The organism is Pseudoalteromonas sp. S1608, from assembly GCF_005887265.1.
GTDB lineage: Bacteria > Pseudomonadota > Gammaproteobacteria > Enterobacterales > Alteromonadaceae > Pseudoalteromonas > Pseudoalteromonas undina.
In genome coordinates this window covers 73,369-89,175 of record NZ_PNDK01000013.1, presented here as the reverse complement: position 1 = coordinate 89,175, position 15,807 = coordinate 73,369, and the positions used below count along the sequence as shown (strand labels likewise).

15 protein-coding genes are annotated in these 15,807 nt (G+C 41.0%); 6 read left to right on the top strand and 9 right to left on the bottom strand.

What is annotated here, in order from left to right:
• The first annotated feature begins 179 nt into the window (after window positions 1-179).
• The 4 genes from CWB75_RS06105 to CWB75_RS06090 all read left to right on the top strand — a co-directional run bounded on the left by CWB75_RS06105 (window position 180) and on the right by CWB75_RS06090 (window position 5,208).
• Window positions 180-1,994 carry an assimilatory sulfite reductase (NADPH) flavoprotein subunit gene (locus CWB75_RS06105; protein ID WP_138570143.1) on the top strand — a complete coding sequence of 605 codons (1,815 nt, stop codon included), beginning with the start codon at window positions 180-182 and terminating at the stop codon, window positions 1,992-1,994.
• A gap of 67 nt (window positions 1,995-2,061) precedes the next feature.
• Entirely contained in the window at window positions 2,062-3,759 is a 1,698-nt protein-coding gene (gene cysI / locus CWB75_RS06100; protein WP_138570142.1) for an assimilatory sulfite reductase (NADPH) hemoprotein subunit, read from the top strand.
• A 42-nt stretch (window positions 3,760-3,801) separates the two neighbouring features.
• Window positions 3,802-4,542: a phosphoadenylyl-sulfate reductase gene (locus CWB75_RS06095; protein ID WP_054202789.1), complete on the top strand. Its 741-nt coding sequence runs from the start codon at window positions 3,802-3,804 to the stop codon at window positions 4,540-4,542.
• Between the two features lie 135 nt (window positions 4,543-4,677).
• Window positions 4,678-5,208 carry a DUF4124 domain-containing protein gene (locus CWB75_RS06090; protein WP_138570141.1) on the top strand — a complete coding sequence of 177 codons (531 nt, stop codon included), beginning with the start codon at window positions 4,678-4,680 and terminating at the stop codon, window positions 5,206-5,208.
• Here CWB75_RS06090 and CWB75_RS06085 read toward each other — a convergent pair.
• From CWB75_RS06085 to CWB75_RS06070, 4 genes are all read right to left on the bottom strand, one after another.
• Window positions 5,195-5,458: a hypothetical protein gene (locus CWB75_RS06085; protein ID WP_138570140.1), complete on the bottom strand. Its 264-nt coding sequence runs from the start codon at window positions 5,456-5,458 to the stop codon at window positions 5,195-5,197. The two genes, CWB75_RS06090 and CWB75_RS06085, sit on opposite strands and share 14 nt — an antisense overlap.
• A 135-nt stretch (window positions 5,459-5,593) precedes the next feature.
• A complete protein-coding gene (acnA, locus tag CWB75_RS06080; protein WP_075170855.1) occupies window positions 5,594-8,338 on the bottom strand; it encodes an aconitate hydratase AcnA in 2,745 nt (914 codons plus the stop codon).
• Between the two features lie 200 nt (window positions 8,339-8,538).
• Window positions 8,539-8,967, bottom strand: a complete 429-nt coding sequence (locus tag CWB75_RS06075; RefSeq protein WP_138570139.1) for a hypothetical protein — start codon at window positions 8,965-8,967, stop codon at window positions 8,539-8,541.
• A gap of 96 nt (window positions 8,968-9,063) precedes the next feature.
• On the bottom strand, window positions 9,064-9,447 hold the full coding sequence (locus tag CWB75_RS06070; protein WP_008108378.1) for an RNA-binding S4 domain-containing protein: 384 nt from the start codon (window positions 9,445-9,447) through the stop codon (window positions 9,064-9,066).
• Between the two features lie 244 nt (window positions 9,448-9,691).
• On the opposite strand from CWB75_RS06070, the gene CWB75_RS06065 reads away from it, so the two are divergent.
• Together CWB75_RS06065 and CWB75_RS06060 are read left to right on the top strand one after the other, a co-directional pair.
• Entirely contained in the window at window positions 9,692-9,973 is a 282-nt protein-coding gene (locus tag CWB75_RS06065; protein WP_008108379.1) for a hypothetical protein, read from the top strand.
• 70 nt (window positions 9,974-10,043) lie between these two features.
• Window positions 10,044-10,709 (top strand): hypothetical protein, encoded by a 666-nt coding sequence (locus CWB75_RS06060; RefSeq protein ID WP_138570138.1) that lies wholly within the window; start codon window positions 10,044-10,046, stop codon window positions 10,707-10,709.
• Window positions 10,710-10,717: 8 nt separating this feature from the next.
• Here CWB75_RS06060 and CWB75_RS06055 read toward each other — a convergent pair whose 3' ends face one another.
• The 5 genes from CWB75_RS06055 to glnA all read right to left on the bottom strand — a co-directional run bounded on the left by CWB75_RS06055 (window position 10,718) and on the right by glnA (window position 15,803).
• A complete protein-coding gene (locus CWB75_RS06055; RefSeq protein WP_008108381.1) occupies window positions 10,718-11,176 on the bottom strand; it encodes a Crp/Fnr family transcriptional regulator in 459 nt (152 codons plus the stop codon).
• Window positions 11,177-11,207: 31 nt separating this feature from the next.
• Window positions 11,208-12,593 (bottom strand): nitrogen regulation protein NR(I), encoded by a 1,386-nt coding sequence (gene ntrC / locus CWB75_RS06050; RefSeq protein WP_138570137.1) that lies wholly within the window; start codon window positions 12,591-12,593, stop codon window positions 11,208-11,210.
• A gap of 15 nt (window positions 12,594-12,608) precedes the next feature.
• A complete protein-coding gene (glnL, locus tag CWB75_RS06045; RefSeq protein WP_008108383.1) occupies window positions 12,609-13,679 on the bottom strand; it encodes a nitrogen regulation protein NR(II) in 1,071 nt (356 codons plus the stop codon).
• Window positions 13,680-13,760: 81 nt separating this feature from the next.
• A complete protein-coding gene (locus CWB75_RS06040) occupies window positions 13,761-14,282 on the bottom strand; it encodes a DUF4124 domain-containing protein (RefSeq protein ID WP_138570136.1) in 522 nt (173 codons plus the stop codon).
• A gap of 114 nt (window positions 14,283-14,396) precedes the next feature.
• Window positions 14,397-15,803 (bottom strand): glutamate--ammonia ligase, encoded by a 1,407-nt coding sequence (gene glnA / locus CWB75_RS06035; RefSeq protein WP_010392004.1) that lies wholly within the window; start codon window positions 15,801-15,803, stop codon window positions 14,397-14,399.
• Between the last annotated feature and the right edge of the window lie 4 nt (window positions 15,804-15,807).

The window sequence follows — 15,807 nt, the reverse complement described above, 5'->3', positions numbered from 1 at the left end:
AGGTAACTTAATAACTAAATGGAATATCAAAGCAGATTCTATTCTTTTTTTATCTATGCTTAGGCGGCTATCCTGCATACTCAATTAACCTCAACAGAACTTTCTGAGTGAGGTGGCACTCATTTTAAACAATGTGAACAAGCATTGTGTTTAACGTTCAGGGTTATGAGGAAAAATTCATGTTGTTAGGTCAACTCAATGCGCTAGCAAGTCCGCTTTCGCAAGAGCAAGTACAAAAGCTACAAGGTTTAGTGGCTGAGCTTAATCCAATTCAGCAAGCGTGGGTTAGCGGCTACTTAGCTGCTAATGCTAATTCTGCAGCGCTAGGCGCACCAGCTTCAGTTACACCCGCAACCTCGGAAGCGGCAGCGTTGACCATTTTATATGGTTCGCAAACAGGTAATGCTAAAGCGGTGGCGACTAAACTTAAAGAGCAAGCTGAGTCTCGCGGCTTAGCAACAAAACTGGTTAGTATGTCAGATTACAAACCGACAGCCCTGAAAAAAGAAAAGTTTTTAACCGTTGTTGTATCGACTTACGGCGAGGGTGAGCCACCAGAAGACGCCGAAACACTGTATGAATTTTTAATTACTAAAAAAGCGCCAAAGCTTGATGGTGTCAAAGTTGCAGTATTAGGTTTAGGTGATTCTAGCTATGAATTTTTCTGCCAAACAGCTAAAGACTTTGAAGAGCGTTTAACTAAATTAGGTGCAGAGGTTATTCATCAACGCGCCGACCTAGACGTTGATTATGATGACGAAGCAGCCACTTGGATTGAGGGCGCATTAAATGCGTTTGAACCAGACTTAAAAGCCCAGCAAGGTGCGACAGGCGGTCAAGTTGTTTCTATGCCATTTGGCGCTCCTGCAGCAGCGGCTAGTCAGTACACAAAGCAAAATCCGTTTGCGGCAGAGCTAAGCTTAGTGCAAAAAATTACCGGTCGTGATTCAACCAAAGATGTACGCCATGTTGAAATTTCACTAGAAGGGTCAGACATTACGTATACACCTGGTGATTCACTCGGTATTTACTTTTTAAATGATGAAGCCCGTGTAGATGAGCTACTAGCGCAAACGCAAATTGATCCAACTAGCCGCGTTAAACTTGGCGATGAAGAACTCAGCGTACGTGATGCCTTAATTGAAAAACTAGAGCTAACACAATCCTACCCTGGGTTTGTTGAAAAGTACGCCACGGCTACAGGCACGCCTGAGCTGCTTAAACTAGTAGAAGATAAAGGCGCAATGCGCGAATACATTGAGCCTCGTCAAATCTTTGATGTGGTTGCACAAAACCCAGCTAAATTAGAAGCGCAAACACTAGTTGATTGCCTGCGTAAATTACAAGCACGTTTATATTCAATTGCCTCTAGCCAAGCTGAGGTTGAAGATGAGGTGCACTTAACTATTGCATTGGTTGAGTTTGAAGCGTTTGGCACAGAGCACTTAGGTGGTTGTTCAGGGTACTTAGCACGCCGCGCAGAAGAAGGCTGTAAAGTAAAAGTATTCAGTGAACATAACGATAACTTCCGCTTACCAGTAAGCGATGACACACCAATTATTATGGTTGGCCCAGGTACTGGTATTGCGCCATTTCGCGCCTTTTTACAAGAGCGTGATGCACGAGAAGCAACAGGTAAAAACTGGCTGTTTTTTGGTAACCCACACTTTACTCAAGACTTCTTGTACCAAGTAGAAATTCAAGGGTATTTAAAGTCAGGTTTACTAAGTAAGGTCGATGTGGCGTTTAGCCGTGACCAAGCAGAAAAAGTTTATGTACAAGACAAGTTACGTAAAAACTCAAAAGAAGTGTTTGATTGGTTAGAAGCGGGAGCTCATTTTTATGTGTGTGGCGATGCTAACCGCATGGCAAAAGATGTGCACAATGCCTTAGTTGATATCATTAGCGAAAACACTGGTAAATGCTATGAAGACGCAGAGCAGTACTTAAAAGACTTAAGAAGTGCAAATCGCTATCAGAAAGACGTGTACTAAGTGCACATTGCTTACTTTATAAAAAATAACGCTAACAGCCGTCACTGTAACAAATTTAGGATTAAACATGAGCGAACAAGATAAAAACGTAAAGCTTTCTGATAACGAGCGTTTGAAAAGAGAAAGCAACTTTTTACGTGGCACCATAGAGCAAGATTTAAAAGACGAGATCACAGGTGGTTTTACCGCCGATAACTTCCAGTTAATTCGTTTTCACGGCATGTATCAACAAGATGATCGCGATATTCGTCCTGAACGTGCTAAACAAAAGCTAGAGCCACTGCATAATGTGATGCTACGGGCACGTATGCCTGGCGGTATTATTAAGCCAGAGCAATGGCTTGCAATTGATAAATTTGCTGGTGATAAAACCAGTTATGGCAGTATTCGTTTAACTACTCGCCAAACATTTCAGTTTCATGGTGTATTAAAACCTGAAATTAAAGGTATGCATCAATTGCTTAATAGTGTTGGAATTGATTCTATTGCCACCGCCGGTGATGTTAACCGTAATGTATTATGTACTACCAATCCGGTTGAGTCTGAGTTACATCAAGAGGCCTACGAGTGGGCGGCAAAAATTTCTGAACACTTATTACCTAAAACGAAGGCATACGCTGAAATTTGGCTCAATGGCGAAAAATCTGAAACTACAGAAGAGCCTATTTTAGGTTCAACGTATTTACCGCGTAAGTTTAAAACTACAGTGACGATCCCACCTAATAATGAGGTGGACGTACATGCTAACGATTTAAACTTTGTGGCGATTGCTGAGGATGGCAAACTCGTTGGTTTTAACGTGCTAGTAGGCGGCGGTTTGGCGATGACCCATGGCGATACAGCAACCTACCCACGTAAAGCGGACGACTTTGGCTTTATTAGCCTAGAAGATACGTTAAAAATTGCTGAGCACGTGGTATCTGTTCAGCGTGATTGGGGCAACCGCTCAAATCGTAAAAATGCAAAAACTAAATACACACTCGATCGTGTTGGCACTGAGGTATTCAAAGCTGAAGTTGAAAAGCGCGCAGGCGTGAACTTTGCACCAAGCCGCCCTTATGAGTTTACTCACCGAGGGGATCGTATTGGTTGGGTAGAAGGCATTGATGGTAAGCACCACTTAACCTTATTTATTCAAAGCGGTCGTATTTTAGACTACCCAGATAAGCCGCTTAAAACAGGGTGTCGCAAAATTGCAGAAATTCATCAAGGTGATTTTCGCATGACGGCAAATCAAAACTTAATTATTGCCGGTGTACCGGCCGATCAAAAAGCAGTAATTGAAGAAATAGCCCGCAATCATGGTTTGATTGACGATAAGGACACTGAGCAACGCAAAAATTCAATGGCGTGTGTGGCATTGCCAACTTGCCCATTAGCTATGGCCGAAGCTGAGCGTTACTTACCGAGTTTAATTGAAAAAATAGAAGGCTTATTAGCCAAACACGGGGTGCCAAATGACAGCATTATTATGCGTGTAGTTGGTTGTCCGAATGGCTGTGGTCGTGCCATGCTAGCAGAAGCTGGCTTGGTCGGCAAAGGCCCAGGTAAGTACAACGTTTACCTTGGGGGGAATACTGAGGGCACACGTATTCCAAAGCTTTACCTTGAAAATGTTGGCGAAGAGGTTTACTTAGAAGCATTCGATAAACTCATTGGGCAATGGGTTAGTGAGCGCAATGAAGGCGAATGTTTTGGTGATTTTGTTATTCGCAAAGGTATTGTTGCAGAAGTAAAAGTATCCGTTACCGATTTTTACGCATAATTTAAAAGCAGCGCAAAGCGCTGGTGAGGTTTAAAGTTGACCATGAGTGAATTTAAAAACATATTACAGCTAGATAAGCAAAGCCAACAGGCTATGTTAGCTGATGCGAACGGTTTGCTGGCTGACATGAGCGCAGAGCAGCGCGTTGCATGGGCACTTGAAAATTTGCCTGACACTGCGTTTTTATCATCGAGCTTTGGTATTCAGGCTGCAGTTATGTTGCATTTAATGACTGCACAGCGCCCAGATATACCTGTGGTATTAACCGATACAGGCTACTTATTTCCAGAAACCTATCAGTTTATAGAGCAAATGACTTCGCAGTTATCACTTAACCTAAAAGTGTATAAAGCGCAGCTGAGCCCTGCATGGCAAGAGGCTAAATTTGGAAAATTATGGGAGCTAGGTGAGGCAGGCATTAAGCAATACAACCAGCTCAATAAAGTAGAGCCAATGACACGCGCTTTAAAGGAGCTAAATGCGAGCACTTGGTTTAGTGGCCTACGTCGAGATCAATCTTCAAGCCGTGCTGAAAAGCAAGTACTAGAAATAAGCCGAGGTACGGTAAAAGTGTATCCCATCATTGAATGGAATAATCGCGATGTATATCAGTATTTAACAAAGCATAATTTGCCATACCATCCATTATGGGAGCAAGGTTATGTGTCGATGGGGGATGTGCACACCACGCGTAAACTAGAGCCCGGCATGAGTGAAGAGGAAACCCGTTTTTTTGGCTTGAACCGTGAATGTGGCTTACATATTGATGGTGATGGAATTTAATTACCTTATTATTCAAAGCTATAAAATGAAAAAAACGCAGCCTTTGCTGCGTTTTTTATTGTTTAATATTTGCTGAATTGATTCTTTTTTATTATATTGGTTGTGATGATGGATTAAACACACAGCAGGAACGCTATGAAATACTTCACCTATTTAGCAGTGTCAGTGATGATAATTGCTGTTATCTTATTGTTTTATATTAAAAAACCCAATGGCCAGCCTTGGCTAGGTACCTCTCATATTTATAATGAATCAACAGAGATCAAGAATGAAATGATAGCGCTTTCATCTAGCGCGTTAGATAGTATTACCTCAGCAATTACAACAGCGGGTGAAAAAATCACTGGGGCTACCTTTGAGACAGAAACTCCTAAGCCAATTTATAAATGGCAAGACGAGCAAGGACAATGGCATTTCTCAGATGTACCAAACAAGAATGGTAAAAGCGAAGTGGTAAAGCTTAACCCCGCCGATATTAATGTAGTGGTTGCAGAAGATACCGCCATTTTGAGTGGCAGTGCTAAATCAGCAGTAAAGCCTTTTCCTCAGCGAGCACCAGCGATATACAACAGTGAATCAATTAATAAGCTGTTTGAAGATGCTGAAAAAGCTAAAAAGAGAATAGAGCAACGCAGTAAAGAGGTCGAAAGTTTTAGCGGCTTTTAGTTTTGGGGTGTTTTTGCTGTGTCTTCAAATAACGTTTTTCTGCTTCCATTAATAATATAGTTAAGTATATTTTTGTGGGCAACGATAAAAGTACGCCAATTGCAATACAGGTAGCTGCAGTAATAATACCTTTAATGCCGAACTGGTTGGTAAAGTAGCTCGATACAATTAAACCATGGCCTGTCACTATTAAGCACAATCCAAGCAAAATCGATGTTTTAAGTAGTCTTATTATTACAATTGAAGACATAGCGACCTCTGCGCAGCGTGTCTTCTTAGTGTATGTAATCTTTATAAAGCGGCATTGATTTAGCGCAAGCATCCATTAATAATATAAAAAAGCCCAGCTCATTACTGAGCCGGGCTGCATTTTCGTTTTAAGTTGTTAGTCGAGCATATTGCGCAGTACGTACTGTAAAATACCGCCATGTTTGTAGTAATCCCACTCTTTCGGAGTATCAATACGCACATCGGCACTAAAGCTAACTTGTTTACCTTCACTGTTAGTCGCAATCACACTGACTTCGTCGGTTTTATCGTATAACCCTTGAATATCAAATTGCTCTTGCCCAGTTAAGCCTAGTGATTCATGGCTTTCACCTTCTTTAAATTGTAAAGGAAGCACGCCCATACCAATTAAATTAGAGCGGTGAATACGCTCATAGCTTTGTGCTATCACAGCTTTAATACCGAGTAATAATGACCCTTTTGCAGCCCAATCTCGCGAAGAGCCAGTTCCATACTCTTTACCTGCTAGAACCACTAGTGGTGTTCCACTTTCTTGATATGCCATTGCCGCGTCATAAATACTTTCTAGCTTATCATCAGGTTGAGTGCGGGTAACACCGCCCTCGGTACCTGGAGCTAGTAAGTTTTTAAGGCGCACATTAGCGAACGTACCGCGCATCATTACTTCGTGATTACCACGTCGTGATCCATAAGAGTTAAATTGCGCTTTTTCAACCCCATTTTCTTGTAGGTAAAGCCCTGCGGGTGCCTCTGCCTTAATTGCACCTGCTGGTGAAATATGATCGGTAGTCACCGAGTCACCCAGTTTAGCTAAACAACGCGCACCCTCAATAGTTGGAATACCTGGTGGTTCAACACTCATACCATCAAAGAAGGGGGCTTTTTTAATATAAGTCGAAGCACTGTCCCAATCGTAAAGTTTACCATCAGGTATTTGAATTTTTTGCCAGCGACTGTCGCCATCGTAAACATTGGCGTAGCTTTTTTCGAACATCTCTTTAGTTACCGTACTTTTTACTAGTTCACTTACTTCTTTAACGCTCGGCCAAATATTTTTAAGGTAAATATCGTTACCATGCTTATCTTGCGCGAGTGGCTCGTTGTAAACATCAATATCGGTTCTACCCGCTATGGCATAGGCAACCACTAAAGGAGGCGACGCTAAAAAGTTCATTTTAACATCTTGATGTATGCGCCCTTCAAAGTTACGGTTACCCGATAAAATTGAGCTTACAACTAATTTGTGTTTTTGAATCGCCTCACTAATTTCATCAGCAAGTGGGCCTGAATTACCAATACATGTGGTACAGCCATAACCAACTAAATTAAAGCCAAGCGCATCCAAGTCATCCATCAACCCTGCTTTTTCAAGGTAATCGGTGACCACCTGAGAACCTGGTGCAAGTGAAGTTTTAACCCAAGGTTTTACATTAATACCTAACTGACGTGCTTTTTGAGCTACTAAACCGGCAGCTAAGATAACACTTGGGTTAGATGTGTTTGTACAGCTAGTAATTGCAGCAATAACACAGGCACCATCATTTAACTCAAACTCTTCTCCATTAAAGTTTACTTTTGCTGCGCCCATAAACTGCGCTTCATCAGTTGGTTCATCTGGATTGGTAGTAGGGCCTTCGCTTTCAATACGCGCTTGCTCTTCATCGCTTTTATCACGACGTGCCATACGCTCGTCTTGAAAGTCTTTTAAGTGCTGACCAATAACCTTGCCGGCTTTATCCAAAGTAATTCTATCTTGCGGGCGTTTAGGGCCTGCTAGGCTTGGCACAACATCATCTAAAGTTAGTTCAAGCTTATCGGTATAATGTGCTTCGTCGCCATCGTTACGCCATAAGCCTTGGTGTTTAGCGTAATCTTCAATTAGTTTAAGCTGCTTCTCATCGCGATTAGTTAAGCGTAAGTAATTAATCGTTTCATCATCAATAGGGAAAATACCACAGGTTGCGCCATACTCTGGCGCCATATTAGCGATAGTTGCTCTATCGGCAAGTGGTAAGTCGGCAAGGCCGTCACCATAAAACTCAACAAACTTACCTACCACACCGTGGTTACGCAGCATTTCAGTAACAGTAAGTACTAAATCGGTTGCTGTAGTGCCCTCAGGTAAGCGACCATTTAATTTAACACCCACAACCTGTGGAATAAGCAAGCTAATAGGTTGGCCAAGCATGGCGGCTTCGGCTTCAATGCCGCCTACACCCCAGCCAAGTACGCCTAAACCATTAATCATCGTTGTATGAGAATCTGTACCGACTAGTGTATCTGGATAGGCTAACGATTTGCCGTTTTTTGTATCATTAAATACTACGCGGGCTAAATACTCTAAATTCACTTGGTGAACTATACCGGTTGCAGGTGGTACAACTTTTAAGTTATCAAATGCGGTTTGTCCCCAACGTAAAAATTCGTAACGCTCTTTGTTACGCTCATATTCTAATTTTGAGTTTAAGTCGAATGAACCATCTTTACCGTAACCATCCACTTGCACCGAGTGATCAATTACCAGCTCAGCAGGAGAAAGTGGGTTTATTTTTGCAGGATCACCACCGAGTTTTTCCATCGCATCACGCATGGCAGCTAAATCAACAATTGCAGGGACACCAGTGAAATCTTGCATTACTACGCGGGCTGGAGTGAAAGCTACCTCGGCAGAGGGCTTCGCTTTTGGATCCCAATCTAATAAGGCCTGAATATCTTGTTCTTTAATATTCACACCATCTTCGTTACGTAGTAAGTTTTCTAGCAATACTTTTAACGAGAAAGGCAGGCGTTTGGCTTTATCGCCAAGTCCCATGAGCGAGTTGATATGATACTGCTCGCCATTGATAGTGAGTTGTTGTTGGGTGTCGAAACTATTTTTCATTATTTGTCCCTTCAATAAATTAGATTAATATTCTTGTAAAAGTGACCTCTGTAGTGATTTGCAAAGTGTGTACCATGATAAAAAATACCATATTGTATAATTTATTTTGGTCGTTATTTAAATAGAGATGAAGGCCAAAAGTTAAAATTCAAGGGATACTCTGAGTAATAATTGGCCACAAAACTAAACTCAAAAAAGTGCTATTTAAAGTAGTCCTGTTGTTTTAAATGGAAACTTAAATACACCAATGCAATCGCAATTATGGTGACTGCAATAGGCATAAGAATAGCGCTAATACCAAACAAGTTGATGCTATTAATAATCATAAAATTATAGTATTGCTGAGCTAAAATCGCTGCCAAAGAGATTATTAATGTTAATCTGGCTAGAGACTTTTTGAATAACAAAAGTACGCATCCTAATGCGCCGCCAAATACCGCAATAGCAAACGCTAAAGTAGCCCATAGAGGTTGGCTGTTATAAGCAAGTTGTTGTTCTTCAGGTAGTTTACTTATCATCTCTGGAGAGAGAAACAGCTGCATGACAAATGCAAGAATACCTAATATGTTCCATAATAAGGCAGTAATAAGTACGGGTTTTATCCAGCGGTTTGAGGTGTTTTCTGACATGTAAGCATCTATTTTTTATTATTGATATTCTATTAAAGAATAAAAAAGCCAGTGATGCAAACTGGCTTTTAATAACACATATAACTTAAGCAAATGTTAGCCAAATGAAATAGGGCGACGACCCGTTTTTTCATCAACTTTAGGCTTTTTAGTGCGTTTGCGTTTATTTTTAGCCGGCTCTGTTGTTGCTACTGGCGCGGCTTTTTCTGCTGTAACTGTTTCATCAATAACTGGACGTTCTGCTGGAGTGGCATCTTCACTTAACGTTAATTGAAACAACTCGCCATCAAATGCAAGTACATCACCGCTGTATAATTTTTTCCGTTTGATTGTACAAATTTCATGGTTAACACCGACATAGCCTTCGCTAATTAGGTTTTTTGCTTGACCACCACCTTCAACAAGATCTAATACCTTTAATAATTTGCACAGCTCTATAGGCTCTTCTTCTAACTCAACTTCTATATATTCTTCGTTCATCATGTTTCTCAGTGGGGGTGGTATTAGCTGTAGTATAAAGGCTCAGTGGCTATTTTGCACCAAAGTGAGCTTGTTAGGTGAGTTGATTATGTGATTTTTTATGAAACTTTTTATCTCTTTTTATAGTCTTTAAAAAAACTGAAGTAATTCAGGGTTAAGCTTCACGCGAAAAAAATTACACATTGGCGCGCTAATTGCCAATATCGGCCGTATAAGAGATTGAATATAAATAATGGAGTAAAACATGGGCATAAGATTAGCGATGAAAAAAGAGCTAATGGGCTTAGAGCATTCAGATCTGTTAACCGCTGATGATGTAAGAGCGCATCTAGCACAACAAGTAAAAGAAGACACTGAACGTGGCTTTTCAGTTATCTCTAAGTTTAACGATACCCATAGTCAGCTAACTAGCGGGCTTAAAACCAAACAAAGTGAGCTAGTATTTGAGCGTCATCGGTTATTTAATGAAGTGCTGTACAAACGTCAGAGTGTCGATGCATGGCTAAATAACCAGACTTCAGGTTAAACAGCCAAATAAATTAAGTTGCGATTTTAAATCACTCCTTTAGACTACACTTGTAATCAGTGGGGTGATAATGAAAAATGGAATTTTAGCGTGTGCACTCATGCTATTGTTGAGTGCATGCCAACAGCCTACAGTGTATATATTTAGTAAAGGTTTATCGGACTCACAGCGCCAGCAGTTAGAGGCCGTACTCAAAACACAATCCCTACCTTACGAATATGTTGAACACAACATCCCTCGGGAATTTGGCGTAGCTACTTTACTATTATCAAATGATAGAATTTTACGCCAAGAAACAGAGCAGTTAGCTACTATTATGCAGGGGTTAGGTTATCAACCCGAAATTAGCTACACCACACGCGCAAATCACTTTTATGGTGATGGTAATATTGGTTTTTATCTAAAAAATACTAATGCGGATGACGCTTTTACCATGCCTTCTCGGTTGCGAACAACCCAGTGCGAAAAAGGTGAGTTTAATGACCTAGCCGTAACCTTTACTGATCAACATGCTGAGTTCACATTAATCAGCGGCGCAAAAGTCACATTGAAATGGGAATATTTATACGGCTATTTGGTTATTTACTACAGCAATTATTCACAAACCTACACTCATTCACAGCCATTGGTTGAGACACCTTTTGGTGATAAACCATCAGACACATATACCATAACAGCTCATGTAAATAAGCCAGGCTGGCTTAATTGCTCAATGCAGGTTGTTTATATGGATTAAGTTAACTGTTAACCATGCTCTTCTATATGCTCCGAGAGTTTTGCAATGCGCAGGCTCATACCTTCAATAATACGGTCTTTAATTTTTTCACGTATAACATTAGGTAGGCGGGTAAGGGCATCGGCAGTAATAGCCAGTACTATAGCGCTTTCCTTAGCGCGTGCATTAATACTGCGCTCTCGGTTATTAATAAATGCACCTTCACCAATAAATTCACCAGGCTCTATACTGCCCAGTTCCAGTAAGTGATTGTGCTTAAACACCATTAAAGATCCACTGAGCACAATAAACAGTCGCTTGTCATTATCAAATTCTTTAAATAAAAACTGATTTTTATTTATTAAATAGAGCAAACCAAACGACTCAAGCAGAATTTGGCGCTCATTAAGTGTGAATTCTTTAAAAAAATCTAAGCGATTTATAATCTCCATTTGCTTAAACAAAGGGATGTTCTCAATTAACTTCATTAATAACCTAGGACGCTAGCCTTATAAAATATCAGCTAATATTGCGCTCTTTTAATTTTCGGGTCAACGTATTGCGACCCCAACCAATTTTTACTGCGGCTTCTTGTTTATGGCCAGAACAATTAGCGAGTGCTGTTTTTATTAAGCGGGTTTCTAGCTGGGCTTGAATATCAGGCCAAATATTTTCTTTACCTTGTTTAAACTCTTGATTAAGCCACTGCTGAAATGAATCTAGCCAATCGCCTTCTTGGGTTGCGGCGGCATTATCAATAATTTCAGGAGGTAAATCTTGCTCACCAATCAGCTCTCCAGGCGCCATAACGGTTAACCAGCGGCAGGTGTTTTCAAGTTGACGAACATTCCCTGGCCAATTAAATAAACACAGTTGTTTAATTGCTTTAGGGCTTAATATTTTACTATCTACTTGCAGGTCTTTTGCACTTTTATGTAAAAAGTGTAGCGCTAAGCGCTCTATATCTTCAGGGCGCTCGCGTAAGGCAGGTAAACGTAGGCGAACCACGTTTAAACGATGAAATAAATCATCTCTAAACTTACCTTGCTTTACCAACTCTTCTAAATTTTGATGGGTGGCAGCAATAATGCGTACATCTACTTTTATACTTTGATGGCCGCCAACGCGGTAAAACTCGCCATCGGCTAATACACGTAATAAGCGGGTTTGTACATCCAGTGGCATATCACCGATTTCATCCAAAAATAAAGTACCGCCATTCGCTTGTTCAAAGCGACCTTTACGCACGCTATCTGCCCCTGTAAAAGCGCCTTTTTCGTGGCCAAACAGTTCAGATTCAACTAATTCTTTAGGGATAGCGGCCATATTAAGGGCAATAAATTGGTTTTCTTTCCGCGGGCTATGGTTATGCAGAGCGCTGGCAACCAGCTCTTTACCAGTACCTGACTCACCATTGATCAGTACGCTCATACTCGATGCTGAGAGTTTACCTATGGCACGAAACACTTCCTGCATAGCAGGGGCCTCACCAATAATATGGGCGCTTTTGGGGGGCGCGCTTTTACGTTTGGTTTTTTTAGTTGAATTAGCTCGATAAGCACTTTCCACCAGTGCAACCGCTTCATTTAAATCAAATGGCTTGGCCAAATACTCAAATGCGCCTTTTTGGAATGCATTAACGGCTGAATCAAGGTCTGAGTGGGCGGTCATAATGATCACAGGTAGCCCCGGTGTTTGCTCTGCTATTAGCTCAAGTAACGCCATACCGTCCATACCAGGCATTCGCACATCGGAAATCAACACGCTAGGTTGACTAAATTTTAGCGCGTTAAGTACGTTTTGTGCATCTGCAAAACTTTCTACTTCAAACCCTGCGCGAGTCAGTGCTTTTTCTAGTACAAAGCGAATTGAGGCATCATCATCTACAAGCCAAGCTGTTTTCATGCAAACTCCAAAGTATTAATCTGTAAACGGCAGATAAATATTAAATTCAGTATGTCCCGGCCAACTATCACATTCGATATAGCCATCATGTTGATCAATCAAGGTTTGCGCTATAGATAATCCAAGTCCCGAGCCACCTTCTTTATTGGTGGTCATAGGGTAAAATAAGGTGTCGCGTAAATTGGCATCAATACCCGGGCCATTATCCATTACTTGAATAAGGAGTGCCTTTTTAGGGGCTTTGCCAGGACGACGATGCTGGTAATTAATCCGCGTTTTTATTTTTATTTCGCCACCATCTACCAATGCTTGTTGTGCATTACGCACAATGTTTAGCACTACCTGTTGAACTTTGCTCTGATCAATATAAACATCAGGAATACTCGGATCGTAGTCTTTAACTAACCTAATATCGCGGTTGTTATCTAAGGTACTGAGTTTTACAACCGACTCTAATGTTTGATGTATATTGCCATACGATTTTTGCGGCAGCTGATTAGGCCCAAGGAGCCTATCAACTAATTCACGCAATCGATCGGCTTGTTCAATTATCAGTTCTGCACATTGATCTCTTTCTTGCTGATCACCTTCATACTGCAATAATTGCGCCGCCCCGCGAATTCCACCCAGTGGGTTTTTAATTTCATGGGCTAAACCGCGAATTAAGTTGCGTGCAGCTTGGTATTGATGCATTTGATTTGAGACTTGATCGTGCTTTATTTCGTCATCAGTTTGTCGACATTCAAATAAAATATAAAAGGTATCGTTATGCTTTATTCGTCGTGTGCTGACCGCTAACTTTGCATGGCGAGAATCGATAAACACCACGTCAGCTCTATGCTGGTGGCAGTCTACACCATCAACCAACGAATACTGTGCAATACGTTTTAAGTCGATAGAGTGGTAATTAAATAAATCATCGAACGCTTGTCCTAGTAAGCGCTTTTCGCCTAAACCAAGCAATTCACTGGCACTGGTGTTGGCATAAATGAGCGTAAAGCTTTCATCAAGTAACATTAGGGCGGTGGTTTGGTTTTGCCAAATTATATTTAGTAGCTCTGGGCTAAAATGTGTTTTGTTTATCATTATTGCACCATTTTAGTGCGCCTGGGGAGGTAGGCAAGGTTTTTAGTAAAATATACGCTAATTGTACGTACTTAACTGCAATTACCGACCTATATTAAGGCCTTTGCGATGCATAAAAAATACACTCTCAGGGCTAGTTGCAATTACTTGGTTTTGTTTATTATAAAGTTTAACTTGTAGTTTGTGTTGCCCGCGCTCTACATCTCTTAACGCCAGCGTAGTGGTGTCACTAGGTTCACCAATGGCAACGCCATTTAAAAATAAACCAATGGTAAACCCAGCTTCAAACCGAGGCGCAATCTGAGTTGAAACATACACAGAGCCGGTGTTTTCTCTTATAGTTTGGTTGGGCTCTGGCGAAGTAATACTAATTTTAAACTTTACCGCTGTTTTAGTTGGTGAAGTATCAAGTATGTCAGTATTAGTTGCAGGCATGTTTAAGTGTTGGCTAGTGAGTTTAACCTCTTTAGCACCAGGTTGAGGGGTATCTGAAAAAACCAGTACACCGTTTTTGTCTTTCCATGCGTAAATTTTTTTATTATTTGCATGGCTATTAAGGCTTATCATTAAAGCTATTAATAGCAACAAAACCTTACCTATCATCCTGCTAACCTGCATTGTTTAAACTTATTTCACTTTAGTGTAGAACCGTTAAATTTACCATAAAAAAAGCCCGCAGAGCGGGCTTAAAACACACATTATTTATCGGTTAATAAATTAACAGCTGTAGTACATTTCAAACTCAACTGGGTGAGTTGTCATGTTAAGTTTTTCAACTTCTTTTGACTTAAGTGCAATGTAAGCATCAATTAGGTCATTAGTGAATACGCCACCTTGGTTTAAGAACTCACGGTCTGCATCTAATGCCGCTAGTGCTTCATCTAATGAGGCTGCCACTGTTGGAATTTCTGCTGCTTCTTCAGCTGGTAAGTCGTATAAATCCTTATCCATAGCATCGCCAGGGTGAATTTTGTTTTTAATTCCGTCAAGGCCAGCCATAAGCATTGCTGAGAATGCAAGATATGGGTTAGCAGTTGGATCTGGGAAGCGCACTTCAATACGACGACCTTTTGCAGATGGAACCACTGGAATACGAATTGATGCTGAACGGTTACGGGCAGAGTATGCAAGCATTACCGGTGCTTCAAAGCCAGGTACTAAACGTTTGTACGAGTTAGTTGACGCGTTAGCAAAAGCGTTGATTGCTTTAGCATGTTTGATGATACCACCAATGTAGTAAAGCGCGTCTTCAGAAAGACCGCCGTACTTATCACCTGCGAATAAGTTTACGCCGTCTTTAGCTAAAGACTGGTGACAGTGCATACCTGAACCGTTATCGCCAACAACAGGCTTAGGCATAAAGGTTGCTGTCTTTCCGTATAAATGAGCCATGTTGTGAATAACATATTTCATTTCTTGGATTTCGTCTGCTTTTAAAACCATAGTGTTAAAACGAGTTGCGATTTCATTCTGACCGGCAGTCGCCACTTCGTGGTGATGTGCTTCAACAACTTGGCCTAGCTCTTCAAGAACTAAACAAGTTGCAGAACGCCAATCTTGGAAATCATCAACAGGTGCAACCGGGAAGTAACCGCCTTTAACACCTGGACGGTGGCCTGTGTTGCCATCTGCATATTCTTTATCTGAGTTCCAAGCTGCTTGCTTAGAATCAATTTTATACATTGAGCCTGACATGTCAGACTTGTATTTAACATCGTCAAATACGAAAAACTCTGGCTCAGGACCAAATAAAACTGTGTCAGCAATACCAGTAGAGCGCATGTACTCTTCAGCGCGTTTAGCTACTGAGCGCGGGTCGCGCTCATAACCTTGTAATGTAGAAGGCTCAACCACGTCACAACGAACGATTAGCGTTGTTTCTTCTGTGAAAGGGTCAAGCTTAATTGAATCTGCGTCAGGTAATAACACCATGTCTGATTCATTAATGCCTTTCCAGCCAGCAATTGAAGAACCGTCGAACATTTTTCCATCTTCAAAAAAGTCTTCATCAACTTGATGATGAGGAATAGAAACATGTTGCTCTTTACCTTTTGTGTCAGTAAAGCGTAAATCAATGAACTTAACGTCATTTTCTTTAATAAAATCTAAAACCGATTGTGACATGTGT

Excerpts from the sequence above, each read along its gene's own strand:
- CWB75_RS06105 (WP_138570143.1), top strand. The coding sequence starts at position 180 with ATGTTGTTAGGTCAACTCAATGCGCTAGCAAGTCCGCTTTCGCAAGAG.
- cysI (WP_138570142.1), top strand. The coding sequence starts at position 2,062 with ATGAGCGAACAAGATAAAAACGTAAAGCTTTCTGATAACGAGCGTTTG.
- CWB75_RS06095 (WP_054202789.1), top strand. The coding sequence starts at position 3,802 with ATGAGTGAATTTAAAAACATATTACAGCTAGATAAGCAAAGCCAACAG.
- CWB75_RS06090 (WP_138570141.1), top strand. The coding sequence starts at position 4,678 with ATGAAATACTTCACCTATTTAGCAGTGTCAGTGATGATAATTGCTGTT.
- CWB75_RS06085 (WP_138570140.1), bottom strand. The coding sequence starts at position 5,458 with ATGTCTTCAATTGTAATAATAAGACTACTTAAAACATCGATTTTGCTT.
- acnA (WP_075170855.1), bottom strand. The coding sequence starts at position 8,338 with ATGAAAAATAGTTTCGACACCCAACAACAACTCACTATCAATGGCGAG.
- CWB75_RS06075 (WP_138570139.1), bottom strand. The coding sequence starts at position 8,967 with ATGTCAGAAAACACCTCAAACCGCTGGATAAAACCCGTACTTATTACT.
- CWB75_RS06070 (WP_008108378.1), bottom strand. The coding sequence starts at position 9,447 with ATGAACGAAGAATATATAGAAGTTGAGTTAGAAGAAGAGCCTATAGAG.
- CWB75_RS06065 (WP_008108379.1), top strand. The coding sequence starts at position 9,692 with ATGGGCATAAGATTAGCGATGAAAAAAGAGCTAATGGGCTTAGAGCAT.
- CWB75_RS06060 (WP_138570138.1), top strand. The coding sequence starts at position 10,044 with ATGAAAAATGGAATTTTAGCGTGTGCACTCATGCTATTGTTGAGTGCA.
- CWB75_RS06055 (WP_008108381.1), bottom strand. The coding sequence starts at position 11,176 with ATGAAGTTAATTGAGAACATCCCTTTGTTTAAGCAAATGGAGATTATA.
- ntrC (WP_138570137.1), bottom strand. The coding sequence starts at position 12,593 with ATGAAAACAGCTTGGCTTGTAGATGATGATGCCTCAATTCGCTTTGTA.
- glnL (WP_008108383.1), bottom strand. The coding sequence starts at position 13,679 with ATGATAAACAAAACACATTTTAGCCCAGAGCTACTAAATATAATTTGG.
- CWB75_RS06040 (WP_138570136.1), bottom strand. The coding sequence starts at position 14,282 with ATGATAGGTAAGGTTTTGTTGCTATTAATAGCTTTAATGATAAGCCTT.
- glnA (WP_010392004.1), bottom strand. The coding sequence starts at position 15,803 with ATGTCACAATCGGTTTTAGATTTTATTAAAGAAAATGACGTTAAGTTC.